This is a genomic window from Caulobacter sp. FV2ye17ST (genome assembly GCF_058680955.1).
Map to the genome: position 1 here is coordinate 1105385 of NZ_CM178727.1, position 25745 is coordinate 1131129.

Annotated in this window: 31 protein-coding genes; 15 read left to right on the plus strand and 16 right to left on the minus strand. The window is 66.2% G+C overall.

Going from position 1 to position 25745, the window contains the following annotated elements; genetic code table 11:
* Positions 1 to 84 precede the first annotated feature (84 nt).
* Complete coding sequence (locus tag ACW17V_RS05195) at positions 85 to 240, minus strand: DUF3309 family protein (protein ID WP_492059700.1); 156 nt, start codon at positions 238 to 240, stop codon at positions 85 to 87.
* 103 nt (positions 241 to 343) lie between these two features.
* Positions 344 to 727 carry a DUF983 domain-containing protein gene (locus ACW17V_RS05200; protein ID WP_492107808.1) on the minus strand — a complete coding sequence of 128 codons (384 nt, stop codon included), beginning with the start codon at positions 725 to 727 and terminating at the stop codon, positions 344 to 346.
* A gap of 257 nt (positions 728 to 984) precedes the next feature.
* On the opposite strand from ACW17V_RS05200, the gene ACW17V_RS05205 reads away from it, so the two are divergent.
* The gene (locus ACW17V_RS05205; RefSeq protein WP_492107809.1) at positions 985 to 1140 is read left to right on the plus strand and encodes a hypothetical protein; all 156 of its coding nucleotides are present in this window, start codon (positions 985 to 987) and stop codon (positions 1138 to 1140) included.
* A gap of 5 nt (positions 1141 to 1145) precedes the next feature.
* On the opposite strand, the gene ACW17V_RS05210 is transcribed toward ACW17V_RS05205, so the two are convergent.
* From ACW17V_RS05210 to ACW17V_RS05240, 7 genes are all read right to left on the minus strand, one after another.
* Positions 1146 to 1283 carry an entericidin A/B family lipoprotein gene (locus ACW17V_RS05210; protein WP_492056807.1) on the minus strand — a complete coding sequence of 46 codons (138 nt, stop codon included), beginning with the start codon at positions 1281 to 1283 and terminating at the stop codon, positions 1146 to 1148.
* An 81-nt stretch (positions 1284 to 1364) separates the two neighbouring features.
* Entirely contained in the window at positions 1365 to 1970 is a 606-nt protein-coding gene (locus ACW17V_RS05215; protein WP_492107810.1) for a beta/gamma-crystallin, read from the minus strand.
* 206 nt (positions 1971 to 2176) lie between these two features.
* The gene (locus ACW17V_RS05220) at positions 2177 to 3073 is read right to left on the minus strand and encodes a flagellin (protein WP_492107811.1); all 897 of its coding nucleotides are present in this window, start codon (positions 3071 to 3073) and stop codon (positions 2177 to 2179) included.
* Positions 3074 to 4411, minus strand: a complete 1338-nt coding sequence (flgK, locus tag ACW17V_RS05225; protein ID WP_492107812.1) for a flagellar hook-associated protein FlgK — start codon at positions 4409 to 4411, stop codon at positions 3074 to 3076. It abuts the gene before it with no gap.
* 5 nt (positions 4412 to 4416) lie between these two features.
* Positions 4417 to 4719 (minus strand): hypothetical protein, encoded by a 303-nt coding sequence (locus tag ACW17V_RS05230; protein WP_492107813.1) that lies wholly within the window; start codon positions 4717 to 4719, stop codon positions 4417 to 4419.
* A 2-nt stretch (positions 4720 to 4721) separates the two neighbouring features.
* On the minus strand, positions 4722 to 6002 hold the full coding sequence (flgE, locus tag ACW17V_RS05235; RefSeq protein WP_492107814.1) for a flagellar hook protein FlgE: 1281 nt from the start codon (positions 6000 to 6002) through the stop codon (positions 4722 to 4724).
* 3 nt (positions 6003 to 6005) lie between these two features.
* Positions 6006 to 6281 carry a flagellar hook assembly protein FlgD gene (locus ACW17V_RS05240; protein WP_492107815.1) on the minus strand — a complete coding sequence of 92 codons (276 nt, stop codon included), beginning with the start codon at positions 6279 to 6281 and terminating at the stop codon, positions 6006 to 6008.
* A gap of 246 nt (positions 6282 to 6527) precedes the next feature.
* Between ACW17V_RS05240 and ACW17V_RS05245 the strand changes: the two genes are divergently transcribed.
* The 5 genes from ACW17V_RS05245 (at position 6528) to ACW17V_RS05265 (ending at position 10410) form a co-directional block, all read left to right on the plus strand.
* On the plus strand, positions 6528 to 7352 hold the full coding sequence (locus tag ACW17V_RS05245; protein WP_492107816.1) for a flagellin: 825 nt from the start codon (positions 6528 to 6530) through the stop codon (positions 7350 to 7352).
* 58 nt (positions 7353 to 7410) lie between these two features.
* Positions 7411 to 9108 carry a flagellar filament capping protein FliD gene (gene fliD / locus ACW17V_RS05250; RefSeq protein WP_492107817.1) on the plus strand — a complete coding sequence of 566 codons (1698 nt, stop codon included), beginning with the start codon at positions 7411 to 7413 and terminating at the stop codon, positions 9106 to 9108.
* Positions 9095 to 9472: a flagellar protein FliS gene (locus tag ACW17V_RS05255; RefSeq protein ID WP_492107818.1), complete on the plus strand. Its 378-nt coding sequence runs from the start codon at positions 9095 to 9097 to the stop codon at positions 9470 to 9472. The genes fliD and ACW17V_RS05255 overlap by 14 nt, the downstream gene beginning before the upstream one ends.
* A 103-nt stretch (positions 9473 to 9575) precedes the next feature.
* The gene (locus ACW17V_RS05260) at positions 9576 to 10253 is read left to right on the plus strand and encodes an RNA polymerase sigma factor (protein ID WP_492107819.1); all 678 of its coding nucleotides are present in this window, start codon (positions 9576 to 9578) and stop codon (positions 10251 to 10253) included.
* 31 nt (positions 10254 to 10284) lie between these two features.
* On the plus strand, positions 10285 to 10410 hold the full coding sequence (locus tag ACW17V_RS05265) for a hypothetical protein (protein WP_492107820.1): 126 nt from the start codon (positions 10285 to 10287) through the stop codon (positions 10408 to 10410).
* Between the two features lie 362 nt (positions 10411 to 10772).
* Here the strand turns inward: ACW17V_RS05265 and ACW17V_RS05270 are convergent, their stop codons facing one another.
* Positions 10773 to 12875 (minus strand): acylase, encoded by a 2103-nt coding sequence (locus ACW17V_RS05270; protein WP_492107821.1) that lies wholly within the window; start codon positions 12873 to 12875, stop codon positions 10773 to 10775.
* A gap of 170 nt (positions 12876 to 13045) precedes the next feature.
* Here ACW17V_RS05270 and ACW17V_RS05275 point away from each other — a divergent pair, with 170 nt between their 5' ends.
* Positions 13046 to 13801 (plus strand): class I SAM-dependent methyltransferase, encoded by a 756-nt coding sequence (locus ACW17V_RS05275; RefSeq protein ID WP_492107822.1) that lies wholly within the window; start codon positions 13046 to 13048, stop codon positions 13799 to 13801.
* On the opposite strand, the gene ACW17V_RS05280 is transcribed toward ACW17V_RS05275, so the two are convergent.
* Both ACW17V_RS05280 and ACW17V_RS05285 read right to left on the minus strand, forming a co-directional pair.
* A complete protein-coding gene (locus tag ACW17V_RS05280) occupies positions 13798 to 14418 on the minus strand; it encodes a glutathione S-transferase family protein (protein WP_492107823.1) in 621 nt (206 codons plus the stop codon). The two genes, ACW17V_RS05275 and ACW17V_RS05280, sit on opposite strands and share 4 nt — an antisense overlap.
* Positions 14419 to 14421: 3 nt before the next feature.
* Entirely contained in the window at positions 14422 to 14589 is a 168-nt protein-coding gene (locus ACW17V_RS05285) for a hypothetical protein (protein ID WP_492107824.1), read from the minus strand.
* An 82-nt stretch (positions 14590 to 14671) separates the two neighbouring features.
* Here ACW17V_RS05285 and ACW17V_RS05290 point away from each other — a divergent pair, with 82 nt between their 5' ends.
* Positions 14672 to 15208, plus strand: coding sequence for a hypothetical protein (locus ACW17V_RS05290; RefSeq protein WP_492107825.1), 537 nt, complete (start codon positions 14672 to 14674; stop codon positions 15206 to 15208).
* A gap of 52 nt (positions 15209 to 15260) precedes the next feature.
* Entirely contained in the window at positions 15261 to 16076 is an 816-nt protein-coding gene (locus ACW17V_RS05295) for a protein NO VEIN domain-containing protein (RefSeq protein WP_492107826.1), read from the plus strand.
* Here the strand turns inward: ACW17V_RS05295 and ACW17V_RS05300 are convergent.
* Together ACW17V_RS05300 and ACW17V_RS05305 are read right to left on the minus strand one after the other, a co-directional pair.
* Positions 16073 to 17680 carry a GMC family oxidoreductase gene (locus ACW17V_RS05300; RefSeq protein ID WP_492107827.1) on the minus strand — a complete coding sequence of 536 codons (1608 nt, stop codon included), beginning with the start codon at positions 17678 to 17680 and terminating at the stop codon, positions 16073 to 16075. The genes ACW17V_RS05295 and ACW17V_RS05300 overlap by 4 nt on opposite strands.
* Before the next feature lie 58 nt (positions 17681 to 17738).
* Positions 17739 to 18650: a hypothetical protein gene (locus tag ACW17V_RS05305; protein ID WP_492107828.1), complete on the minus strand. Its 912-nt coding sequence runs from the start codon at positions 18648 to 18650 to the stop codon at positions 17739 to 17741.
* 280 nt (positions 18651 to 18930) lie between these two features.
* Between ACW17V_RS05305 and ACW17V_RS05310 the strand changes: the two genes are divergently transcribed.
* From ACW17V_RS05310 to ACW17V_RS05330, 5 genes are all read left to right on the plus strand, one after another.
* Positions 18931 to 19191, plus strand: a complete 261-nt coding sequence (locus ACW17V_RS05310) for a hypothetical protein (RefSeq protein WP_492107829.1) — start codon at positions 18931 to 18933, stop codon at positions 19189 to 19191.
* Positions 19166 to 19765 carry a retropepsin-like aspartic protease gene (locus ACW17V_RS05315; protein WP_492107830.1) on the plus strand — a complete coding sequence of 200 codons (600 nt, stop codon included), beginning with the start codon at positions 19166 to 19168 and terminating at the stop codon, positions 19763 to 19765. The genes ACW17V_RS05310 and ACW17V_RS05315 overlap by 26 nt, the downstream gene beginning before the upstream one ends.
* 386 nt (positions 19766 to 20151) lie before the next feature.
* Positions 20152 to 20517, plus strand: coding sequence for a very short patch repair endonuclease (locus ACW17V_RS05320; RefSeq protein ID WP_492108740.1), 366 nt, complete (start codon positions 20152 to 20154; stop codon positions 20515 to 20517).
* Positions 20518 to 20611: 94 nt separating this feature from the next.
* On the plus strand, positions 20612 to 21679 hold the full coding sequence (locus ACW17V_RS05325; protein ID WP_492107831.1) for a DNA cytosine methyltransferase: 1068 nt from the start codon (positions 20612 to 20614) through the stop codon (positions 21677 to 21679).
* A gap of 37 nt (positions 21680 to 21716) precedes the next feature.
* A complete protein-coding gene (locus ACW17V_RS05330; protein WP_492107832.1) occupies positions 21717 to 22580 on the plus strand; it encodes a NaeI family type II restriction endonuclease in 864 nt (287 codons plus the stop codon).
* A gap of 24 nt (positions 22581 to 22604) precedes the next feature.
* Here ACW17V_RS05330 and lepA read toward each other — a convergent pair whose 3' ends face one another.
* Positions 22605 to 24413 carry a translation elongation factor 4 gene (gene lepA / locus ACW17V_RS05335; protein ID WP_492107833.1) on the minus strand — a complete coding sequence of 603 codons (1809 nt, stop codon included), beginning with the start codon at positions 24411 to 24413 and terminating at the stop codon, positions 22605 to 22607.
* 204 nt (positions 24414 to 24617) lie between these two features.
* Here lepA and ACW17V_RS05340 point away from each other — a divergent pair, with 204 nt between their 5' ends.
* The gene (locus ACW17V_RS05340) at positions 24618 to 25199 is read left to right on the plus strand and encodes a DUF1134 domain-containing protein (protein ID WP_492108741.1); all 582 of its coding nucleotides are present in this window, start codon (positions 24618 to 24620) and stop codon (positions 25197 to 25199) included.
* A 17-nt stretch (positions 25200 to 25216) separates the two neighbouring features.
* On the opposite strand, the gene ACW17V_RS05345 is transcribed toward ACW17V_RS05340, so the two are convergent.
* Positions 25217 to 25744, minus strand: coding sequence for a TIGR00645 family protein (locus ACW17V_RS05345; protein ID WP_492107834.1), 528 nt, complete (start codon positions 25742 to 25744; stop codon positions 25217 to 25219).
* Position 25745: the final 1 nt, after the last annotated feature.

Genomic DNA, 25745 nt, shown 5'->3' on the forward strand with positions numbered 1-25745 from the left:
CAGATTCCCCCCAGCGTTGCGGGGGACCTTAGGCGAAGGCAAAGCCGGACGCCAACCGCTGTTCGGCGGCGTCCGGCCAGAGCGCTAGAGTCGTCCCATCAGGACCAGGATGATCAGGATCACCAGGACCAGGCCCAGGCCGCCGCTGGGGAAATAGCCCCACGACTTGCTGTGGCCCCAGGTCGGCAGGGCGCCGATCAGGGCCAGGATCAGGATGATGATGAGGATCGTGCCGAGCATGTCCGTTCTCCCGTTCGGCCGCGAGCACCGGCTTCAGCGCCGGGTCGCGGTGTCGGGAGGGGGAATGTGCGGCGCCGCTTGTCGGTTCCGGTGAAGGTCGCGTTCAGTCGCCCGGCGTGTCCTGCGCCTTGCGCAGCTTGATGGCCCAAAGCGCGCCGATCACCGCGCCCTTGACGCGCGGCAGCAGCACCAGGGTCAGGGCGGCCAGCGGCAGCACCGTCAGCGGCAGCACGATCCCCACCGGCGCCTTCCAGATGAACGGGAACAGCAGCAGCGGGGCCACGAACAGGTGGCCGATGATCAGAATGGTGAAATATGCCGGGCCGTCATCGGCGGGATATTCCGCCAGATCGTGACCACAGACCTCGCACTCGGGATCGACCTTCAGATAGCGCATGTACAGACGCCCGTCGCCGCAGTTGGGGCAGCGATGGAGGATGCCTCGCTTGAGGCCGGTCAGGAAGCTGGGTGCGGGAGTACTGGACATGTCCGCAATATGCGCCCCTTGCGCGCAGGTTTAAAGGTGACCTAGCGACGCATCGCGTAGTTAATTGGTGCTGAATATCGACATTATCAAGTATCGATATGGTCCAGTTCCTAACACGATCTGAACAAAATTGACGAGATGGACATTTTTGACTGTCCAGACCGCCGTTCAGCGGGCAGGGGTTTGCGACAGCCGCGCGGCAACCTAAGCGATCGCCGCACGTTTTCACGCGGTGCTTGAAAGCGGAGCCAGACCCCATGCCGGAAGATGACCCTCCCACGCCGCCGCGGGACGACCGCCCACCCGCCGCTTCACGCGCCGAGCAGGCGGCGCGCGGGGCGACCGATCAGGAGATCGCGCCGCACGAAAAGCAGGCCATAGCCATCGAGACGTCCCGCGAGGAAGACGCCTGACGCGGCTACTTCTTGACGTCGCGCGCCGTGTCGGTGACCGCGCGGCCGGCGGCCGAGACGTCCTTGCCCACGCCTTCGATGGTGTTGCAGGCCGAAACCAGCAGGGCGGCCGCCGCGGCGGCCAGGACGACGATCTTGCGCATGGTGAAGCTCCGGAAAATGGCGCGGGACCTTAGCCATGGCGCGCGCCGCCCATCAAGAGCGGCGCGGCCGACTGCGGGCCTTTAGCGCACCCGCCGGATTGAGCTGACGCGGTCGTTCATGTTGCGATCAAACAGGCCTTCATCGCGCGTCACGATCCAGCAGCGGCCCTGATAGTTGGTATGCTCGCAGAGCTCCCATTCGCCGCGCATCACCTTGATCGACGAGGCGACGTCGTTGAACTTGATGGCCGTCAGGTCGGGCATGTCGCCGCGCACCTCATAGGCGGCGCCCTCATAGCCGGCGTGCTCGAACAATACCGCGTCGGCGCGATAGGGGTTGCCGCCGCCGCCCGGGCGCCCGCCGCCGCCGCCGCCACCGGGGAAGCCGCCACCACCACCGCCGCCGCCCATCAGGCTCTGGCAGATCAGCCGGCCGTCGCCGGCATTGGCCAGGCCCTGGCTGTTGCAGTCGCGCAGATGGGCGCCGGTCCAGGTCCAGCGGCCGTCGCTGGTCTTGCAGCGCGCATAGACGTCGCCATTGAAGGTCGTGATCTCGCGGCAGGTCTGCACATAGGAGCCGCGCGGCGGCTCTTGGTAGGGCCCGTTCCAGCTGGGCGCCTGGGCCTGGGCGGCCGCGCCGATGCAGGAGGCGACGCCGAAGGCGATCAGGCTGATGGTCTTGCGCATTGCGGATTCCCCACGCTTTGAACTCAATGACGCCAAGCTAGGCCGTGCGGCTGAACCGTAGCTGAACGCTCGCGGGACGCCAGTGGCGGACACGCCCCGGCGCCCTCGCGCGGAAGCCGCCGAGTGGATGGGAAGGGGCGGGGAGCGATGTGAAACGCGCAGCCGCGCGGAGATCTGGCGTTTCGGCGGCCCAGGCTCGCAGGCTCTTAAAGGTACTTGAGCAGGCTGACCGACGAGAGCGAGCTGATGGTCGAATACAGCGCCTCCAGCTGGGTTTGATATTGCACCACCAGCACGGCGGCCTGCGTCAGGTCGGCGTCCTTCAACTCTGAGGCCAGGCTGTCGAGAGTGTCGATCTTGGTGGTGTTGCGCTCCACCAGACTGGCCAGTGACGCGGCCTGGACGCCCAGGGTTTCCTGCGCCGCGCCAAGATCGGTGATCGCCTGACCGACCAGATCGATGGCCGAGGCCAGGACTGTCTTATCCCCCGGATCGGCGATGATCGACGACAGCGCCCGGGCAAGCTCTTCGAAGGCGGCGTTGTCGGCCGAGACAGACAGGGCGGTCTTCGAGCCATCCGACGCCGTGAACACCCGCACCGTCGCCGCGCCCTGATAGTAGCCGGTGTCGCCGCTTGTGGTGGGATCGTAGGCAGCGGCGCTGAAATCGACCGGCGCCGTTTCAACCGCCTCGCCCGAGAACAGATACGCCCCGCCAAGATCGCCGTTCATCTGGGTCTGAAGATCGTCCAGCCAACCCTGGGCATAGGTGGCCAGGGTGTCGGCGTTCAGGGTGCTGGCGCTGAGCAGCGAGGCCAGCTGGGACTTGATGCTGGTGGCCAGATCCGCGATCTCGCCCACCGCCGAATAGGCCGCCTGCACATAGCTGGACGCGCTGGAGGCGGCGGTGTTGTCGGCCGTCAGGCGCGAGGACTGGCTGGCCAGCCGCAGCACCGAGGCGGCGTCTTTCGACAGGCCGCCATAGCTGGTCGATTTGAGTCCGGTGGCCTCCTTGGTCTGCTGGTCTGCGAACCTGGCCTGGGTGCGCAGGCTGGCGGTGATCATGGCGCTGGTGTGCGAGAAGGTGCCGATGCGGGTGATCATCTAGCTGACCATGCTGATCAGGGCGTCGAACAGGTCCTGGACCATCGACATCAGCTGGGCGTTGGCCTGATAGCCCTGCTCGTAGATCTCCAGCATGGCCAGTTCCTCGTCCAGATTGACGGCGGTCAGGTTGGCCAGGCGGGTCGCGGCGGCCTCGTGGGTGGCGGATGAGCTTTCGGCCTGGTCGGCGGCGTCGGCGATGGTCGTGGCGGCGGTCGAGACGAAGCTGGCGGCATAGTCCAGCAGGCTGGACTGACCGGCCGCCAGTTGGCCGGCCGCGGTGAACGACACCGGGCTGGTCAGCACGCTGATCAGGGCGGTCGCCAGGGTCTGGTCAGAGGCCAGGCTCGAAGGGTCGGCCAGCAGGCTGGCCGACACCGCGATGTCGCCGGCGTCCGAGCCCGAGAACAGGCCCGCGCTGACGGCGTTGACCTGGCTGATCAGGCCAGCGGCCAGACTGTCCAGCGCGTCCTGCTCGCCTGTCAGGGTCTGGTCGCGCAGGGTGACCAGCGCGCCCAGTGCTCCGCCGGTGACGCTGGTGGTGACATCCTTGCCGTTCAGGGTGATCCCCGAGATCGACCCCGGATACAGCGTGTCGGCGCTGAGGCTGCTGGACGCGGTGTAGGAGAGCTTGGCGGCGCTGGCCCCCAGCAGCTGGTCGCCGCCGCTGGTGTAGATCGCCACCCTGTTGTCCGAGGTCGTATAGCTGGTGATCCCGATCATCGACGAGAGGGTCGAAAGCTCGGCCGCGCGCTGGTCTTCAAGTGTGGTGACATCACCGCCCTGGGCGCGGGTGGTGACGATCTGGTCGTTCAGGGATTGCAGGGTCGAGAGGCTGGTATTGATCGCCTCGACCGTGCTGGCGATTTCGGTATTGGCCTGGGTGCGCAGGGACTGCAGGTCGCCCGAAAGACTGTTGAGGGTGTCAGCCACCTGCGAGGCGGCGCTGACCACCTGGGCCTTGGCCGAGGTGCTTGACGGCTCCGAGGCCAGGCCGCTGATCGCGCTCTGGAAGGCGTCCAGCAGGCTGGCGATGTCGTCGCCGCCATCCACCGAGCCCAGGCTGGCGTCGTAGGCCTGCATATAGGTGTCGGTGACGCTGTCGCGCGACGCCGCCGAGGCGCCGGCGACCACAGCCTGCGACAGATACCGATCCGCCGCCCGGGTGACGGCGCCGTTTGAGACCGCCGAGGTGATGCTGGTCGCCGTCGTGGTGACGGTCTTGCGGCTGTAGGTCTCGTCATCGACATTGGCGACATTGGTCTGGGCGACCGACATCCTGTACTGCGCGGTTGTCAGGGCCGCGCCCGCCGAGGTCAGGATCGAGGTCAGCGACATGGCCGCTACCGCCGCCGCGCGGGGGCGTAACCGTCCACCGCCCGCAGACCGTGATTGACCGAGCGCAGGCGCTGGCGCTCCTCGGCCATGTCGCGCTCCAGCTGTTGCATGCGGCCGTCCAGCGCCTGTCGCACATCGTCCAGATTGGACAGCATCAGCAGGCGCGCATCGCCATGCAGGCCGTCCAGCCCGCGCGCCACCGCCTGGGCCAGGGCGATGGCCTGCTCCACGGTTTCGACCACCGGCAGGTCGGCCTTGGCGCGACGGGATCGCGCCGCCCGGGTCGTGAGTCTGGCGACCGTCTCCATGATCAGCGCACCGACTGCATCAGGGTGTCGAACATGTCGCTGGTGGCGCTGACCATCTGCGAGGCGGCCGAATAGGCCTGCTGGGCGATGATCATCTTGTTGAACTCGGTGGCGATGTCGGTGGTCGACCCCTCCAGGGCGCTGGCCGCCAGGGTCCCCGCGCCGCCCTCGCCCGGCAGGTTCAGGTGGACCTGACCGGCCTTGGTGTTCTCGTCATAGGTGGTGCCCGACACCAGGGTCAGGCCATTGGGATTGCTGAAGGTGGCGATCGGCACCTGATAGATGGCCAGCGAGATGCCGTTGTCGAAATTGGCAGTGACCAGACCGTCGGCGTCGATCGCGATGCCCGACAGCTCGCCATACAGCGCGCCGTCCTGCTCGGTGGTGACGTCGCTGATGCCCAGGGTCGATGAGGTCGAGGCGTATTGCGTCACCCCGTCAGCGCCGCCGACCGTGCCGATATCCAGCGTGATGTCGCTGTCGGCCGCGCCGCTGCTGAAGTCGGAGATGGTGAAGTCGATGGCCGGGGTGACCGAGGCCAGGGCCCCGTCGGTCGATGCAAACGTCACCGTATAGGGGCCGCCGCTGATATCACCGGAATCCGTCACGCCGTCCGAGGTCAGCACGGGATCCGACAGGGTCAGTTCCCAGGTGTTCTCGCCGGTCTTCGACCAGCTCTGACCGACCGTATGGCTGACGCCCAGGCTGTCGATCACCTGCATGCTGGTGGTGAAGGTGTCGCCGACCGCCGCGTCGGCCGGCAGGTTGCCGGTCATGGTGACCGTGCCGGTCGCCTTGGCCGTGCCGCCGATGGACGAAAGGTTGATCGCTTCAAGGCCCGTCAGGTCGTTGGTGTTGGAGGCCAGGATGGCGCCGTCCGCGTCGGTGGCGAACCCCATCAGGTACTTGCCTTCGGTATTGACCAGGTAGCCCGCGGCATTGGTCTCGAAGCTGCCGTTGCGGGTGTACATGTCCTCCGAAGCGGCCGCGCCAGGATTGCTGGTCACGACGAAATAGCCGCTGTCCTGGATGGCGATATTGGTCGCCACGGCGGTGGAGGCGATCACCCCCTGCGCCGTCATGGCCTGGCTCGACTTGGCGGTGACCGCGCTGGTCGAGGTGGCCGATCCCATGCTGCCGCTGACCAGCGCCTGGAAATAGACGTCTTTGGTCTTGTAGGCCGTGGTCGAGGAATTGGCGATATTCTCGGAAATCGCCGAGAGGGCGCGGCTCTGGGCGGTCAGGCCCGAGACGGCGGTGGAGAGCGCTGCGGACAGGGACATCGATCAGCTCCCCGAGGCCAGCAGCGAAACCTGGGTCAGCACGTCGGCCATCGTGTCCGACATCTTCGTCAGCGTGTCGTTCATGCTGATCTGCTGCTCGAGGCCCGAATAGGTCGCCAGCTGGTTGGTGAATTCGGTGGTGTCGGTCGGATCCAGCGGGTTCTGATTGTTCAGCTGGGTCATCAGCAGCTGCAGAAAGTCGGTGGTGCCCAGCTGCAGGCTGGACGACGAGGAAGACGTCGTCGTCGCGGCGCTGGTGGCGGATGTGACGGTGGTCATCGAAACCCTCGCGGTCGAAGTGTCGCGACGCCCAGCGGCGCCGATCACAGTCTTCAACGGAGGGTCCGGGGCGGATGGGGCGGGGAAAATCGCCTCTGCCCGCCAGAAAATTCAGGGCGAAAAAACACCGCCCCATCGACCGCGCTCGTCCCGTTGAAGCTGTGAAGCGCGACCGCCAAGAACCGGCGATCGGCTTTCCGCTCGGGGCTCTTCCCGGCGGTCGCCTGAAGAGAAGCGGATTAGAAAATGCCTGTTATCTCGACCAACACAGCGGCCAACACCGCCCTGCGCTACCTGAACACCAACTCAGCGGCGCAGAGTGAATCCCTGGCCAAGCTGTCGAGCGGCTCGCGGATCGTGAGCGCCAAGGACGATGCGTCGGGTCTCGCCATCGCCACGTCCATGAACGCTGACATCACCGTGCTCAACCAAGCCGCCACCAACGTGACCAGCGGGACCTCGGTCCTGAACACGGCCGACGGCGCGCTCTCCAACATCGCCGACATCCTGCAACGGATGAACGCTCTGACGGCCCAGGCCCAGTCGGGCAGCTCCAGCACTGACGACCTCAGCTATATCGACGCCGAGTATCAGCAGCTGCTGGAGGAAATCGACGAGATCGCCACCACCACCACGTTCAACGGCGTGGCGTTGCTGGACGGGACGAGCGACTACGCCGCCGGCGTGGACTTCATGGTCGGCACCGCCAGCACCGACGTCATCACGGTGTCGCTGGACGGCGCGGATTCCACCACCCTGGCCCTCTCGGGCACCTCGATCACCGACGCGGCCTCGGCGGCGACCAACATGGATCTCATCGACACCGCGATCACCACGATCTCGGAGATGCGGGCCAATGTCGGCGCCAGCCTGTCGCGGTTCGAGTTCCGGGGCGATGTGATCAGCACCTCGCTGGAAAACCTGCAGGCGGCCGAGTCCTCGATCTCGGACGTCGACATCGCGACCGAGCAGACCAACTTCACCAACTATCAGACCCTGACCAGCGCAGCGATTTCGGCCCTCGGGCAAGCGAACTCGATGAGCCAGTCGCTTCTGAAGCTGCTGCAGTAGTCCGCTCTCTGCTCAGGCGGGAGGGCGAAAGCCTTCCCGCCGCTTTTCCAGGTTCGCCATGGCCACCACCAGCAGCGTCTCGACCTCGTCGTCGACCAGCTACATCTCCGGCACGATCTCGGGCCTGGACACCGACGCCCTGATCGAGGCCGCCGTCGCCCAGAAGACCGCCCGCGCCGACACCATCGACCTGAAGGTCACCGCCAATGAGGCCAAGATCACCGCCTATGAGACGCTTCAGGACCTGCTGACGGCGATCATCGACTCGATGTCGTCGCTGAAGTCGACGACCTACAGCGCCCTGTCGACCGACAGCGCCGCCAACGCCTTTGACGCCAAGCAGGCCTTTCTGACCGCCTCGGACGGCGCCGACGCCACCGACATCCTGGCCGTCAGCGCCGAGAGCAGCGCGACGGCGGCCTCGTATGCGATCACCGTCGAGCAGCTGGCCAAGGCGATGAAGGTCGCCTCCTCGGCCCAGGACAGGACCGCCGCCCTGGGTCAGGCCGGCGACCTGACCCTTGGCGTGACGGACGGCGCCGCCGCGACGATCGCGGTCACCGCCGACATGACGCTGGAGGATCTGGCCGCCGCCATCAACGCCCAGACCAGCACGACGGGCGTCGCCGCCACCCTGCTGAAGGTGGCCACTGACAGCTATCAGCTGGTGCTGTCGGCCGCCGACACCGATGTCGATATCCAGATCAGCGACACCAGCGGCGCGGCCCTGGCCATCGGGCTGACCGACGCCGACGGCGCCTTCACCACCGTGCTGCAGGAGCCCCAGCCGGCCATCGTCACCATCGACGGCGTCGAGGTGACCAGCGCCAGCAACGAGCTGACCGACACCCTGACCGGCCTTTCGATCTCGCTGTTGCAGGAAACCGAAGCGGGCCAGACCGTCACCCTCGACATCGAGGCCGACTACGAAGACATCAAGACGGCCATCACCGGCTTCGTCGACGCCTATAACGCCCTGCGTGAATTCGTCGTCACCCACCAGACGGTGGGCTCGGGCGGCGTGGTGGCCGAGGATGCGGTGCTGTTCGCCGACTCCGTCCTGCGCAGCCTGACCAAGCAGCTCTCGACCCTGATCGGCGGCGAGGTCGCCTCGGCCGATGACACCGTGGCGGCCCTGACCGACATGGGGATCACCCTGAACGGCTCCAACCAGCTGGAACTGTCGGACGAGACCGCGCTGGACAACCTGCTGCTGACCGGTCTGGACAGCCTGGCCAGCTTCTTCGAGACCCGCTTCACCAGCAGCGACAGCGGCCTGAAGCTGCTGAAGAACGACACCAGCGCCTCGTTCGACTTCACCCTGGATCTCACGGTGGCGGACGGCGTGCTCATCGACGCCACGATCGACGGCCAGAGCGGCCTGTTCACCGTCTCGGGCAGCCGCATCGTCGGGGCCGAGGGCTCGATCTATGAGGGCCTGTCTTTTGCCTATGCCGGGACGGCCAGCGCCTCGATCCAGGTCGAGCTGGCCCAGGGCTTCGCCAACCAGATCACCACCCTGCTCAGCGGCTATGCCGACACCACCACCGGCGTGATCGCCCGGCAGATCACCAGCCTGGAAACCGCCGACACCGCCTGGACCACCAAGGCCGACAAGATCCGCGACGACGCGGAAACCTATCGCGCCCGGCTGGTCGCCAAATATGCGGCGATGGAAACCGAGCTCTACGCCGCCCAGGTCCTGCAGCAACAGATCCAGGCCATTCTAGGAAGCACCAGCGATGACGACAGCTAATCAGGCGGCCTCCGCCTACCGCGCTTCACAGCATCTGAACCAGCATCCGCGCGACATTCTGTCGTCTGTGCATGAAGAACTGTATCGCGCCATAGTCTCGGCAAAAGCTGCCCATGAGCAGAATGCGCTCGATCAGATGTGCAATCACCTCGGACGCGGTGTTCGCATAATCACCGTTCTTGCAACAACTTTGAATTTTTCCGCAGTCGGGCGAGATGGAGCCGTGCTGCGCCAATTTTACATGACATTGCTGAACCGGCTAAATCGTGTCTCCCGCGCGGGTTCGATCTCGGGTGGGTATCAGGAGTGCCTTGATCTGTTGCGGCCGATGTGTCGCGAGTTACGGGGCGTTCAGTCAGAATGATTATTGAAATAATTCTGAACATATCGCGCCGTTGATTTCATGAAGACTTGTTACAGGCATGCACATTGCTTGGATCTGACCGCACTCTTCAGCGGACAGCCAAATGACCGTGTTCGATCTCAATGACCTGCCCACCCCCAAAGCTTCCGACCCGGCGAGCCTGCTCGCCTGGAGCGACGAAGCTCTGTTCACCGCCTGCCGCGATGGCGACGAGGCCCCGTTCCGGGTGCTGGTCGACCGCCACGCGCGGCTGGTTCGGCGGCTGGCGCTCAACATCCTGGGCGACGAGCACGAGGCCGAGGACGTGGCCCAGGACGCCTTCGTCGCCGCCTGGCGAGCCCGCGAGCGCTGGTCGCCCGAGGCGCGCTTCACCACCTGGCTGCACCGGATCGCGGTCAACAAGGCCATCGACCGCTATCGGGGCCGACGCGCCGTGGCGGAGCCCGCCGAGGTCATCACCCGCCTGGTCGATGGCGAGCAGGCCGAACCGGTCGAGAACCAGCATCAGGCGCTGGAGCGCCGGGAGACCTCAAAAACCCTGAACGCCCATCTCAACAGACTGCCCGACACCCAGCGCCGGGCCCTGACAATGTTCTATTTCGAGGACCTGGACGTGGCTAGAATAGCCGCCGCCCTGGAAACCACGGAACAGGCCGTGCGCTCGCTCCTCAAGCGGGGCAAGCAGGCGCTGAGATCCACCCTCCAGAGACAGAAGAAGATCTGTGACCATGGACCTTTCGCATTTTCAGGCGCGGCTCTTGGCGCTGGGCCCCGACCTTAGTCGCTGGCCTCGGCCGGAGGCCGAGGCGGCCATGGATCTTCTGTCCCTGTCCGATGACGCTGTGGCCCTGCTGGCCGCCGCCAGCGCCGCCGACCTGCCGCCTGAGCCGACCCTGGCCGACGCGGCTAAGGGGCGCAGCAGCCTCCAGGAGATTTAGGGGTGAGCGAGACGCGGGGCGTCCGCTTGTGGGAGGAAAGGCAAAGCGTGCTTTCGCCCCCGTTGCGGACGTTTTGAAACCCTCTCTCATAGAGAGAGGGAGGGGCCCGCCGCCGGAGGCGGTGGGAGGGTGAGAGGTTTCACCGTTTCCGGAAGGTCCCGATCCCTTCCGCCATTCCCCAGCGAGTTTACGCTCACCCCCGGACAAGAACTGGCCACCCGGCGTCTTCGCAGAGCTAGGTTCTGAGAGGCTGTAACCTCTCACCCTCCCACCGCTTCGCGGCGGGCCCCTCCCTCTCTCTATGAGAGAGGGGTTCCGAGGGCCGCTTCCCACCCATAGCGGACCTTCGCCGCGACCGCCTCCTACCTTCCCCCCGGCCGGTAATCCTCCCGCACATGCCCCTTCAGCTGCTCCTCCGTAAACAGCACCGGCCTGGTCTTCATGGCCACGAACAGCGGCGTCTGGTCGGCATAGTGCTTGGACCCCGCATCCAGGGTCGCTGAGCCGAACTGGTGGATGCTGTCGGACGACAGTTTCCCGTTCTGGTCCCAGGTGACGAACATGATGAAGGTGTCGCCGCCGTCGGCGGTGGTGGTGCCGTCCTCCTGCGGAATGCCCCACACCGAGCGATAGGTGTCGGCGGCGCCGTCGATGGGCAGGTCGACCTTGCCGCGACGGATGCGGTTGACCTGGCCCCACTCGGGGTCCAGCCGGCCAAAATGGGTCTTCAGGGTGGTGATGGCCGCCTTCAGGGTGTCCATCGGGGCGGGCTCGGGATCGCCGCTGGTGCGGGCGAACAGGATCGGCTGGCTCATCAGCGCCGCCAGGGCCGCGCCGCGATTCCTGACGTCGGTCCGGCGGTCCCAGCCTTTCAGGATCGCCTGGGCGGCGGCCAGGTCCTTGTCGCCCTTCGGGTCGACGGCGGTGACCTGGTCGATCATCGCCACGACGCTGGAGCGCGGGCTGTAGGTCAGGTCGTACTTGTAGCGCCGGAAGCTCTCGTCGGTGATCGCCGCATCGAGGCCGACCGTCTCCTGCACCCGCAGGGCGCGGTTGGTCACGTTGGTCTGCAGGCCCATCGCGGCGGGGAAGTCGGCGGGTTTCAGATTATCGGCCGGGGCGCTGGCCTCGAACGGGCTGTTGTTGGAGTTGAAGACGTAGCCGGACTTCGGATTCCACAGCTGCGGGCTCTGCTCGACCGGCAGGTAGCCCCGCCAGATCAGGTCGGAGCGGTCGCCGGGCAGCACATTGGCCCAGTCGGCCGTGGCCGTGCGGTTGGGATACTGGCCGTTGTGGACGAAGCCGATGTTTCCGGCCGCGTCGCCATACACATAGTTCAGGCTGGGCAGGGCGTGGGTGGCGATGGCCGCGCGCCATTCGGCGAGGTTCGTCGCCTTGTCCAGCTTCCAGTACTGCACCGGCTGGCGGTATTCGCCCATGCCGGCATAGCGGATGGCGAAGACGCCGCGCTTGGTCTCCAGCACCGGGCCGTGGACCGAGCGCAGCACCGACTTGCGCACCGGCAGCACGATGGGGCCCCACAGCTTGACGCGCAGGATGGCGGTGGAGATCTCGAAGTCGCGCCAGGCGCCGTCCAGCCGGTACTGGTTCTTGTCCTGCGGATTGATGGTCAGGCGGTAGGTGTCCACCAGGTCGGGCTTGGAGACCGTATTGGCCCAGCCCAGGGTGGCGTTGTGGCCGTGCAGCATGAAGGGCGAGCCGGGGAAGAAGCCGCCGGCCACGTGCCAGCCCTGGCCGCTCTGCACCACGGCCTCGTACCAGGCCACCGGGCCGGTATAGGGCTGGTGCGAATTGACCAGCAGGCGGGTGGCGCCGTCGGCGTTGCGCGACGGGGCGATGGCCAGGCCGTTGGAGCCTTTCGGCGGGGGAGGGGGCGCATCGGGCGCGGTGAGCTTCTTGAGCTCGCCGTCCAGGCCGTAGAAGAAGGGCTGCTTGAAGACAAAGCCCGCCTCGATGTCCTTGCCGGTGATCGGCAGCAGGCCCGGCGTGACCTGCTCCGGATGCAGGGCGGCATAGTGGTTGACGCCGTCGGCATAGGCCTGGAGCACGGCGCGCAGCTCGGCCGGCAGCTTGTCGTAATTGGCGTTGACCGTCGGCCAGACGCCCAGCAGCGAGACCACATAGTCGGTCGGCGCGGCCGAGGCGCCCTTGGTGCGGGCCAGCACGCCGCGCGTGGCCAGGGTCACGTCGCGCAGGGTGGGAAAGTCGTCCTCGCTCTGGGCGAAGCCCAGGCCATAGGCGGCGTCGGCGTCGGTCTTGCCCAGGATGTGGGGGACGCCCCATTCGTCGCGGCGGATGCGGACATCATAGCGCTGGCCCGCCGCGATCAGGGCCGCCTTGTCCGGCGCCTTGGGCAGGCTGGCCCGGTCGACGACGATCAGAGTGACGGCCGCCAGCACCACAAGCGCCAGCAGTCCGCCGATCCCGCGCAGGATCCACCGCATTCAAGCCTCCCCGACTTTTTTCGTTGCGCTGATCATGAGCGCAACCGGCAGGGCAGGGGAAGAGCGACGTGGCGGAAGGGGTGCGGGCGCGTTACCAAGAATTCACGAGAACGGCGTTCGGTGAAGTGTCAGAACCTGCTACCGCTTGGGAAAATCAGGGAGATAAACGCATGATCCGCAAGTCGATGGTTCCCGCCCTCGCGGCCCTGGCCGTCTGCGCTCTTGGCGGCGCCGCCTTCGCCCAGGTTCCCGCCAACATCACCGCTGCCGTCGCCAGTCCGGCCCGCCCGGCCGAGGACAGCGCCCGCGACGCGGCCCGCCATCCCGGCGAGATCCTGGCCTTCGCCGGCGTGAAGCCGGGCGACACGGTGGTCGATTTCATCATGGGCGGCGGCTATTTCACCCGCATCCTGTCGGGCGCGGTCGGCGGCTCGGGCACGGTCTATGCCTATCAGCCGGCCGAGTTCATCCAGTTCCAGGCCAAGTACGGTGAAAACCTCAAGGCCGTCTCGGCGGCCCTGCCCAACGCCAAGCCGCTGGACGGCCGCCTCGTCGCCCTGGACCTGCCCGACAACCTCGACCTGGTCTTCACCGTCCAGAACTATCACGACCTGCATCTGAAGCCGTTCCCGGTGGCCACGGCCGCGACGGTCAATGCCGAGGTCTTCAAGTCGCTGAAGCCGGGCGGCGTCTTCCTGATCGTCGACCACGCCGCCGCCAGCGGTTCGGGGATCACGGCCTCCGACAGCCTGCACCGCATCGACGTCGCCGCCGTCAAGGCCGAGGTCGAGGCCGCCGGCTTCAAGCTGGAAGCCGAGAGCCCGCTGCTGCGCGACGCCAGCGACCCGCACACGGCCAGCGTCTTCGACCCGGCCATTCGCGGCAAGACCGATCAGTTCATCCTGAAGTTCAGGAAGCCCCGCTAGGGGACATTCGGGCGGGCGTGGGGCGGGAACGCGCCGCGCTCGCCCAGGCGCTCGTAATAGGCGCGCACCGCCGGCAGGTCGGCGTGGTCGATCGGCGTCGCGGCCCAGCGGTGGGTCGACAGGCCCAGCACCACGTCGGCCAGGGTGAAGGTCTGGCCGGCCGCATAGGCGCCGGTGGTCTCCAGCTGGCGCTCCAGAAGGGTCATGGCCCCGTTCCACGCCGCCGTGCTGGCCGCGATGCTGGCCGGATCGTCAAAGCCCGGCGCCTTGCGGGCCAGGGCCAGGAAGGCATAGCGCCAGGCGCTGTTCAGCTCGGTGGCCTGCCAGTCCATCCACTGCTCAACCCCGGCCCGGCCGCGCGGATCGGCGGGCAGCAGGGCGCCGTCGCCATGGCGGTGGGCCAGATAGCGGCAGATGGTGTTGCTCTCCCACAGCGGCCCCTGGTCATCGACCAGCACCGGGATCAGGCCGTTGGGATTGAGCGCCAGGAACGCGGGATCGTCGGTGGACGCAAAGCCCGCGCCCCAGTCCTCGCGCTGATAGGCCAGGTCCAGCTCGTCCAGAGTCCACAGCACCTTGCGGACATTGATCGACGAGGTTCGGCCCAGCACGCGCATCGGCTAGCGGGTCATCCAGGGCTTGGACTTGCCGGCCTGCACGCCGGCGGCCTGCTCGCGCTGGAACTTGCCGCCGCGCGGGGGCTTGGGCTTGGCGTCGATGGCGGCCTTCTTCAGGCGCAGGGCGCGCTGGATCGGGGTTTCGTTCGAAAGGTCGGGCGTATCGGTCATGACGGCGCCTATAGCACAATCTGCGGCGGGGAGGCGCGCATCCGCCTTGAGAACGCCGCGCTTGGCGGTCAAGCTGCGCGCCATGATCCTTCGCGCCCTCGCCCTGACCGCTCTCCTCGCCGGCCCCGCCGTCGCGACCGCCCAGGTCCGCGACGAGCCCACGGCCGTCTCGCCGGTCACGGTGATGCCGCCGACCCTGCCGCCCAAGGTGGTGGCCACCTATCCGGCGGAGGGCCAGACCATCGCTCCCGGCGTGCTGATCGTGAAGGTCGCCTTCGACCAGCAGATGAACCCCAAGGTCTGGAACTACGGCGTCGCGGAGGGCGGCGAGCCGCCCGAATGCACCAAGACCCCCCGGCTGCTGAACGACCAGAAGACCTTCGTCCTGCTGTGCCGGGTGCTGTCCAACCGCACTTACAAGGTCGCCCTCAACGGCGAGCGGGCCGGGGGCTTCGCCAATCTGGGCGACAACCCGGCGCAGAGCCATGTCCTGACCTTTCAGGTGGTGCGCGGCGAGCCGGTCACCACCATCGCCGGCGCCCTGCAGGCGGCCGGCCTGAAGTCCGACGAGGAGCCCATCGAAGAGGCGCCCAAGCCGCCGGTCCGTCCCGCGCCCTAGCTCGGGCCAAGCTTTGGTGGCGCGAGGCCCGCAGCTGAGGCATCGTCGCGCCGTGACCGAGGAAACCCACAAGACCGGAGACTGGACCGAGGCCGATCTGGACCTCGTGGTCGGCGACTATTTCGTCATGCTGGCCAAAGAGTTGGCCGGCCAGGACGTCAACGCCGCCAGCCACCAGCGCGCCCTGCGATTCGTCACCGGCCGTCCCGGCGGGGCCATCGAGTTCCGCCAGCGCAACATCTCGGCCGCCCTCAGCCTGATCGGGGTGCCGATCCTGAAGGACTTCGCCCCGCGCTGGAAACTGCATGACCCGCTGATCGACGCCGTCGACCGCCAGCTGTCCACCCGGCCCACCCTGATCGCCGCCGCCATGCGCCCGCCGGCCCTGTTCACCGCCCGCGAGCCCCTGCATCTGCTCGAGGGACCGCCGCCCGCCTTCGAGCCCGAGCAGCTGCAGCCCAGCCTCCGCGCTGAGCAGCTGATCGCCAAATTCGACCCCGCCGGTCGCGACCACGCCAACAGCCTGCTGGCCGAGGCCGGCCGCGCCGCCGTCCTGGCCTTCGAGCAGCGCCGCCTGCGCGAGCACGGCCGCGCCGACCTGGCCGACCAGGTCCGCCTGGCCCGGCCGCCCGTCGACCCTGCCGGCTGCGACATCCTCAGCTTCAAGCCCACCGGCGAGGAGCGCCTGATCGTGGTCAAGACCACCACCGGCGGCGTCGCCACGCCCATGGCCCTGAGCGACGCCGAAGACGCCCTGTGGACCACCCGCCCCGACGTCTTCCGCCTGTATCGCCTGTACGACCTGGGCCGCGATCTGCGGTTCTACAAGCTGCGCCCGCCCCAGGCGGCGGAGGCCGAAGCCGTCTAGCGCGCGTCCTCCAGGATCATCCGCGCGGCCTTTTCGGCGATCATCAGCGTGGGAGAATTGGTGTTGCCCGAGACGATGGCCGGCATGACCGAGGCGTCGGCGATCCGCAGGCCCGCCACCCCCAGCACCCGCAGGCGCGCGTCGACCACGGCCATCGGATCGTCGGCCAGACCCATCTTCGCCGTCCCCACGGGGTGGAAGATCGTCGTGCCCAGCTGCCGCGCCGCCGCCAGCAGTCCGGCGTCGTCATCGACCGCCGGCCCCGGGCTCATCTCATCGGGGCCATAGCAGGCCAGAGGCGGCTGGGCCACGATGCGGCGGATCAGGCGCAGGGAGTCGACGGCCACCCGCTCGTCCTCCGCCGTCGACAGATAGTTGGGCTGAATCAGCGGCGCGGCGGCCGGATCGGGACTGCCCGCATGGATGCTCCCCCGGCTGGAGGGCCGCAGGTTGCAGACGCTGATGGTGATGGCCGGAAAGCTGTGCAGCGGCTCGCCGAACCGGTCCAGCGACAGCGGCTGGACGTGGAACTGCACATTGGGCGTCGCATAGTCCGGCGAGGTCCGGGCGAAGGCCCCCATGTGCGACGGCGCCATCGACATCGGCCCGCGCCGCATCACGGCGTATTCCAGCGCCATCAACGGTCGCCGCCACAGCGAGGCATAGTGAGCGTTCAGGGTCGCCACACCCTTCACCCGATAGATCGGCCGGATCTGCAGATGGTCCTGCAGGTTCTCGCCCACGCCTGGCAGATGGCGATGCACGCTCAGCCCCAGCCCCGCCAGCCGCGCGCCGTCGCCCAGGCCGGACAGCTCCAGCAGGTGAGGGGTGTTCACCGCCCCGGCGGTCAGCACCACCTCGCCGCGACACCGCGCCTCGCGCGCCTCCCCGCCCTCGGTCCAGGCCACGCCCACGGCCCGGCCGTTCTCGAGGATCACCCGATCCACCCGCGCCCCGGTGCGCAGCGCCAGATTGGGCCGCGACAGCACGGGCTTCAGAAACCCCCGCGCCGCGCTCCACCGCAGGCCCGCCCGCTGGTTGACGTTGAAATAGCCCGAGCCGGTATTGTCGCCGCCGTTGAAATCCGGACTGACGGGAATGCCCTCCAGCGCCGCCGCCTGGGCGAACGCGTCCAGCACCTTCCAGCGCATGCGCGGATGCTCCACCCGCCACTCGCCGCCCGACTGGTGATGCTCCGACGGCGGCGCGATGTGGTCTTCCTGGGCCTTGAACAGCGGCAGGACGTCGTCCCACCCCCAGCCGGCCAGCCCTCGCTGTCGCCAGCCGTCATAGTCGGCCGCCTGGCCGCGCATATAGATCATGGCGTTGATCGCCGACGACCCGCCGATCACCTTGCCCCGGGGATAGGCCAGACTGCGCCCGTCCAGCCCCGGCACGGCCTGCGTGCGATACATCCAGTCCGAACGCGGATTGCCGATCGCGAACAGATAGCCGACCGGGATGTGGAACCAGATCCAGTCGTCGCGGCCCCCTGCCTCCAGCACCAGCACCCGCCGCCCCGGATCGGCCGACAGCCGGTTGGCCAGCACGCACCCGGCCGACCCCGCGCCGACGATGATGTAGTCGTAGGTCTCGACCGCCACGGACTTGCCCCTCCCGTTCCCGGCAGTCGTGCCGCGATTTGAGGGCGGGCGCCAGCCGCTAGACCCGGCGGCCATCCACCAGCGGCGGCGGTGGCAGCGTCGAGCGCCGGGGCGTGTGGCCGCGATCGGGGAAGGGCGGCTTGGCCGGCGGCCAGGTCTTGCAGGGCTTGCGCACGGCGGGGCGGGGCGTGGCGCCGTTGAAGTCCATGATGGGGCGCTCCAGGTCGCGCAGAACCCGCTCGGTGATCAGCTCGGCCGCCGCCAGGGCCTCCGGCTCGTCCTTGCCCAGGAAGTCGCGGCGGAAGCGATAGACCCGCCGCTTGAAGATCGCATGCACCCGCTCGGGCGCGACGATGACCGCCAGGCTGATCAGGGCGATCTCGCGGAACATGATCTCGACTTCACGCTCGACCGCCTCGCGGGTCGGCCGCCAGTCGACGAAATGGCCGCCGTCGTCGGGCCAGCCGCCGTTGGGCGGAAACGATGGACCCGGATCGACAAGATCCGCGCCGCGCCCCTCGCCTCCGCCCGGGGCGCCCAGCTTCTCCAGTCGCTGGACCAGCGCCGACAGCCGCAGGGCCTCGTGGTCGCGCCCGTCATGGATCGCGCCCGCCAGCCGCGCCAGCGCCGCCGCCTTCAGGTCGGCCGGATCGGACGACGGCGGCGCACCGCAGGCCGCCGCCCCATCTGCGCGCGCCGCCCCCGCCGGCGAAGCCTCCGCCGCCCGCCGCCCCTCGTCAGCCTGCGCCTGTCGCGCCGCCACATGGGCCCGCGCCACCGCGTCGGCGCTGGCCTTCTTGGTCCAGCCTTCCTGGCCGGCATGGCGATAGATGCTGCTGGGCGAGGTCTTCCACAGCGCCGCCAATTCCTTGGCCGTCGCGCCGTTACGATAGGCCTCCCCGATCTCGGCCCACGAGGCCTCGGAAAGGCGGAACCAGGTGGGCGGGGCTTCTGAGCTGTGATCGGTCATGCACGGCATTATGCGGCCATGCGGAGAGGTGGGGATCGGGACGGCTGAGTTTTTGGCAAGGGGTTGAAGGGGCGAGGGAAGTTTCGGCGAGGGGCGGGGATAGAGGTGGGGGGATGTGCCGGGTCGCGCCCGCCGCAGGCCTAAGGCCAGGTCGAAAGGGGGTGGACCCATGAGGTTAACCCCCGCCCCGCCGACTCAGGGCACAGTTCATGCGTCGCGTTTGTTGTGATTGGCAGGGTCTCGCCGGCTGTGGTTCAACAGCCCATATGGGGAATGTCTGATGGCCAGTCTTAAGGACGATATCGCCGCCTTCGACCGCATGAAGGTCGAGCTCGAAGCCTCGCATTTCCATGACTGGGTTGTTTTCTACAGCGGCAAGTTCATCGCCGCCTTCTCTGACTTCGAGGCGGCCGCGACGATGGCCGTCGACCGGTTCGGCAATGGCCCCTATCTCATCCGTCAGGTCGGCGCCGGCCCCGTCCAGCTGCCCGGCGGCATGATCTTCCGACCCGCCCATGCGCTCGATACAGGCGGGCTTTAAGTCCGGCCGCAATGGCGAGAGCCAGGCGGATCTGCTCGTCAGGCTGGGGCCGACGATCCAGGTCGATATCGGCCTGAAGTCGCTGGCGCCGGCCGGGGCGCCGCCTGACCTCGCCGGAAAGAAGATCAAGGCGCTGATCGACACCGGCGCCGGCGGCGACTGCATCGACGATGACCTTGCCCGGCGCCTGAACCTGCCTGTGATGGACGAGGGCGAGATCAGCGGCGTCGGCGGACGCCACCACGCCTTCATCTACACGGCGCGCCTCTATGTTCCTCAGTTGGACAGGCTGCTGTTTCAGCCCTTCACCGGCGTCAAGCTGCACGAGGGCGAGCAATGGCGCCGCGTGATCCTGGGGCGCTCGTTCCTGCGCGGGTATCGACTGGTCTATGAGGGAGTCACGGGGCAGGTGGAGATTGCGGAGTCTGGGGAAGGGCAGGGCCACCGGTCCGAAGACCTTGCGCCCAGACAGCAGAAAGGCCCCCGAGAAACCCCAGGAGCCCGACGCCGACCGAGAAACCCCAGTCCATTTGGGGAGACGATAGGGGATTGGCCGTTACCGGGCAATGCTTGAGCGGGGCATGGCGAATTTAGTGCACCAGCTCCGTTATCCGAGGCCGCCGCCCCTCCGGGCGGAGCCATCCTTACATCTCACGGCGAGACGATCGCAGGGCGGATCAGGTCACTCAAGGCCGACGCTTCGCGTCGCCGCGAAGCGGCCGGTCGCAGACCGGGCCTTGACTGACCTGATCCGCCCTGCACGCTGCAGCCTCCAGGAGATTTAAGGATCGCACCGACCTTGGGGTCGGGTTGCGGGGGGCTGCCGGCGGATTGAACGCCCAAGCCATAACCGTAGTCGTAATGCCTGAGGGGCGTGGGGTGAGTTTGGTGTACTGTCGGTGTGATCCGTCAAAGCAATCCACGTCGATGAAGCCAAAAGACCCGCGAACTTCGATGGCCATGGCGCGTGTGCGTCAAAAAAGGACGACCCCGGAAGAGAGTGTCGCCTCGCTTCTGCGTGAAATAGGGGTGGCATACCGGAGGAACGTGCGATCACTGCCCGGTTCCCCCGACTTCGCGAACCGCAGGAGAAAGTGGGTCGTTCAGGTGCATGGGTGCTTCTGGCATCAGCACACTTGTGCGCGGGGCTCGATGCCGTCTCACAACGGTGAGCTGTGGCGGGTAAAATTCGAGCGCAACAAGCAGCGGGACGCCCAAGCGGAAAGCGCCCTGGCGGAACTAGGCCTACGGGTTTTGACTGTATGGGAATGCGAGACGAAGGATCGCCATGGGCTTGCAAAAAAGCTCACCGCGCATGTGCTGTAGAATCAGCCGGTAGCCGGCATCCTGGAGAGCGAATGCTTGACATCTGGTCGATATTCGCGTTTTGTTCCAACTATCGGGACGGTGGAAAAAGACCATGACACTCCGTGTGATTGATCTGTTCAGCGGCGCAGGCGGCATGAGCCTCGGGTTTTGCGATCAGAATTTTTGCGGGGGTTTCGAGACCGTTTTGGCGCTCGACAATGATCAGGCCGCCGTCAAAACACACGAGTTGAATTTCCCTGGTCGAGCAGTTTGCGCGAACATTGAGGAATGGCTGCTTCACAATGAGGTGCCTGCGGCCGACGTAGTCATTGGCGGCCCGCCTTGCCAAGGTTTCAGCCTGCTGAACAAAAAGCGTGACGGTGACACGCGCCGCGCGCTTTGGGAGCCCTTCATCGAAATTGCTGAGCGTTCAGGTGCTCGCGTGTTCGTCATGGAGAACGTCGCAGAGCTTTTCCGTTCGCCGGAGCGTCAGTTGATTGAGGCTAAAGCCAGGCAGCATGGCTTTCAAACTCAAGCGACCATAGTCAATGCGGCCGATTATGGAGCGCCTCAGACGCGCAAGCGGACAATCATCCTGGGTTGGCGAGAAGCGAATAATTTCCCGAGCTTTCCTCCGCTGCCGTCGCACGCGGACCCGAAGTTGAAAAGCAATCTGCCGCGCTGGCGTACGGTTCGCGACGTGATATCGGATCTGCCGATACAAACGATAGGTACTGAGATCGGGTCTCTTCCGACGCTGAACCTGCATTTCGGACGCACGCCCACTCAGAAGAGCCTTGAGCGATATGCGGCTGTACCGCCTGGTGGAAATCGCTTCGATCTCTTGGCTAAACGTCCAGACATCACACCGGATTGCTGGGTTCGTAAGACCAGCGGCGGCACTGACTTGTTCGGACGCCTATGGTGGGATCGGCCTTCGGTGACGATCCGCACTGAATTTTATAAGCCCGAGAAAGGGCGCTACCTGCACCCTGAAGCTAACCGCCCGATTAGCCATCGGGAGGCTGCGCGCTTGATGGGGTTCCCGGACAGTTTCAAGTTCTACGGCACTAAGGTAGAGATCGCGCGACAGATCGGAAACGCGGTGCCCCCAAACCTCGCCGGAGCATTGGCGATGACCGTTCGAGATATCTTGGTCGAACGCCAACTCGCAGCGTAATTAACCTAACGGATACGCCGAGATGTGACGCTGCAGTATGGAGCAGCCTCACTTCGAAGACGATAGCGACCTATTGGTCTATCTGGCAGGCAAGCTTAAACGCGCAGTTGGCGATCCTGACGGAATTGTGGGCGCGACCGCTCAGTTGATTCGTCGCGCTATCGATGAGGTGATCGATGCGCCAAGAACCAAGCGCCTCATTCTGTCCGAATGCGAAAAGACAGAGAAAACGTACCTCGGTACTAAGATCGAGATACTGTTCAGAGATGCTATAGGTCAGCCTAAGGGTGAATTTCTAGATCTAGATCTCGGTGGAGTGGACACTGATATTAAGCATAGCATCGGCACAGCATGGATGATCCCTACAGAGGCAATCAATAAGCCCTGCGTACTCATATCGGAGAATGAAGAAACTGCTCGCTTCAATCTAGGTATAATTATTTGCCGCCCAGAAAACCTAACCAAGGGTGGTAACAAAGATCAGAAATTGCAGATCTCAGCTTATGGTCGTGAGCAGGTCGTTTGGTTGGCGAAGGATGAGCCTTATCCACCCAATATTTGGCAAGGATTCGACCAAAAACTACTCGCGCTTATAAATTCCCACCGCGGCGGCTCCGCGCGAATTGCCGAATTGTTTCGGAATATTCAGCGCAAGCCAATACCGAGGAGCGCCATTCCGGCGATTGCAGCGCAGCTGGACCCGCTAAAACGGATCAGGAAGAACGGCGGTGCACGTGACATTTTGCGCCCCGAGGGCGTGGCAATTCTTTGGGGCACCAAAGATAGAGCGCTGATAGCTGCTCTGCAGCTCCCCGCGACCCTGTCCGATGAGTTTATCAGCCTTAGCCCCGCCAATGCTGAGGAGCTAGAGCAGTTACGTGTTGCAGGTCATTTGGACTAAATTCAGAGGATATGCGCCCCCAGATCAATCCTCGTCCATCTTCAGCGCCGCGATGAACGCTTCCTGTGGGATCTCGACCTTGCCGAACTGGCGCATGCGCTTCTTGCCGGCCTTCTGCTTGTCCAGCAGCTTGCGCTTGCGGCTGGCGTCGCCGCCATAGCATTTGGCCGTCACGTCCTTGCGCAGGGCGCGGACGGTTTCGCGGGCGATGATCTTGCCGCCGATGGCCGCCTGGATCGGGATGACGAACATGTGCTGGGGGATGAGCTCCTTCATCTTCTCGCACATGCCCCGGCCCCGGCCCTCGGCGCGGTCGCGGTGGACCAGCATGGAGAGGGCGTCGACGGGCTCGGCATTGACCAGGATCGACATCTTGACCAGGTCGCCCTGGCGGTAGTCCTCGACCTGGTAGTCGAAGCTGGCATAGCCCTTGGAGATCGACTTCAGGCGGTCATAGAAGTCGAAGACCACCTCGTTGAGCGGCAGGTCGTAGATGACCATGGCGCGGTTGCCCACATAGCTGAGTTCGCGCTGCTGGCCGCGGCGGTCCTGGCACAGCTTGATCACGCCGCCCAGATACTCGTCGGGGGTGAAGATGGTGGCCTTGATCCAGGGCTCGCTGATGCTCTCGATGTGCATCGGGTCGGGCAGGTCGGCGGGGTTGTGCAGCTCGATCTCCGAGCCGTCGCGCATGTGGATCTTGTAGACCACCGAGGGGGCGGTCGCGATCAGGTCGAGGTCGAACTCGCGGGAGAGGCGCTCCTGGATGATCTCCAGGTGCAGCAACCCTAAGAACCCGCAGCGGAAGCCAAAGCCCAGGGCGGCGCTGCTCTCCATCTCGTAGGTGAAGCTGCCGTCGTTCAGGCGCAGGCGGCCGACGGCGGCGCGCAGGTCCTCGAAGTCGGCGGCGTCGACCGGGAACAGGCCGCAGAACACGACCGGCTGCACGTCCTTGAAGCCGGGCAGGGCCTTGTCGGTGGGCTTCTTCTCGTCGGTGATGGTGTCGCCGACGGCGGCGTCGGCCACTTCCTTGATCTGGGCGGTGATGAAGCCGATCTCGCCGGGGCCCAGGCTCTCGACGGGGGTATTTTTGGGCTTGAAGACGCCGACCCGGTCGATCAGGTGGGTCGAGCCGTGCTGCATCATCTTGATCTTCATGCCGGCCTTCAGGCGGCCGTCGATGACGCGGACCAGCACGACGACGCCCAGATAGGCGTCGTACCAGGCGTCGACCAGCAGGGCCTTCAGCGGGGCGTTCTCGTCGCCCTTGGGCGGCGGCAGGCGGGTGACGATGGCTTCGAGCACGTCGTGGATGCCCAGGCCCGACTTGGCGCTGGCCAGGACGGCGTCGCTGGCGTCCAGGCCGATCAGGTCCTCGATCTGGGCGCGCACGCGCTCGGGCTCGGCGGCGGGCAGGTCGATCTTGTTGAGGACCGGGACGATCTCGTGATTGTTGTCGATGGCCGAATAGACATTGGCCAGGGTCTGGGCTTCGACGCCCTGGCTGGCGTCGACGACCAGGATCGAGCCTTCGCAGGCGGCCAGGCTGCGGCTGACCTCATAGGCGAAGTCGACGTGGCCGGGGGTGTCCATCAGGTTGAGGATATAGGTCTCGCCGTCATCGGCCTTGTACTCCAGACGCACGGTCTGGGCCTTGATGGTGATGCCGCGTTCCTTCTCGATCTCCATGTTGTCGAGAACCTGCGCGGTCATCTCGCGCGCGGTCAGGCCGCCGGTCTCCTGGATCAGGCGATCCGACAGCGTGGACTTGCCGTGGTCAATGTGGGCCACGATTGAAAAATTTCTGATCTTGTCGAGCGGCGTAGAGGTCATGCGCCCGCGTCTAGCACATTTGGGCCGCTTCGCGAGAGGGCGATGCGGCCGCAGGGGCGGCGGCTTTCCTCATGCTTAACCGAACCTTAAAGCCGGTGGCCGCAAACCGGTCCCAATGGGCTGCGACAGTAGCGCAACGATATTTCGGAAGGGGCCGTCATGGACCGTCGCAAGTTGATCCTCTCGGGCGCAGCAACGCTGGGCATGAGCGCGGGGGCCTCCAGCGTCTTCGCTCAGGAGACGATGGCCCAGGACGCGGCCTCCAGCGGCACGACCAGCCCGGCCTATGACACCGGCTCGGCCCAGACCTATTCGGCCGACGAGATGATCCGCGCCACCTCCGACTTCCTGGGCGTCACGGCCGAGAGCGCCGGGGCGGCCATCGAGAAGGTGTTCCGCGACAAGGGCCAGCCCACCGGCTACATCGCCGGCGAAGAGGGCTCGGGCGCCATCGGCGTGGGTCTGCGCTATGGCCGGGGCCTGCTCTACATGAAGGGCCGGCCGACGCTGGAGACCTTCTGGCAAGGGCCGTCGGTGGGCTGGGACATGGGCGGCAACGCCAGCCGGGTCTTCACCCTGTGCTATAACCTGCAGTATCCCGATGCGATTTTCCGCCGCTTCCCCGGCGTCGAGGGCACCGCCTATCTGATCGGCGGTCTGGGCATCAACTACCAGAAGGCCGACGACATCGTCCTGGCGCCGATCCGCGCGGGCGTCGGCCTGCGTCTGGGCGCCAATGTCGGCTATCTGGGCTACAGCCGTAAGCGCCGGCTGATGCCGTTCTAGGCGGAGGACGCCTCGCCTCAGGCTTTGGCGACCTTGCTGTTGAGCCAGTCCATCAGGGCCAGCAGCACGCCCGACAGCACGAAGGACAGGTGCACGACGACCAGCCACAGCAGGCGCGGCTCGTCCAGCGGGGTTCCCGGTTCGCTGAGGGTCAGGAAGGCCTTGAGCAGGGCGATGGCCGAGATCGCCACGATCGAGGCGATCAGCTTCATCTTCAGGCCGGAAAAGTCGACCGTGCCCATCCAGTCGGGCCGGTCCTCATGCGCGGCGGTGTCGATCTTGGAGACGAAGTTCTCGTAGCCCGACAGGGTGACGATTACGAGCAGGTTGGCCGCCAGCGACAGGTCGATCAGCGTCAGGGCCATCAGGATGGCGCCCTCCGGCTTCATCGACATCACCTTGGGCAGTTCTTGGAACAGCTCGTTGAAGAACACCACCAGCAGGGCGCCCAGGCAGATCACCAGGCCGACATAGAACGGCGCCATCAGCCAGCGCGAGGCGAACAGGCCGCGCTCCAGCAGGAGTTCCAGGCGGGGTTTCAGCATG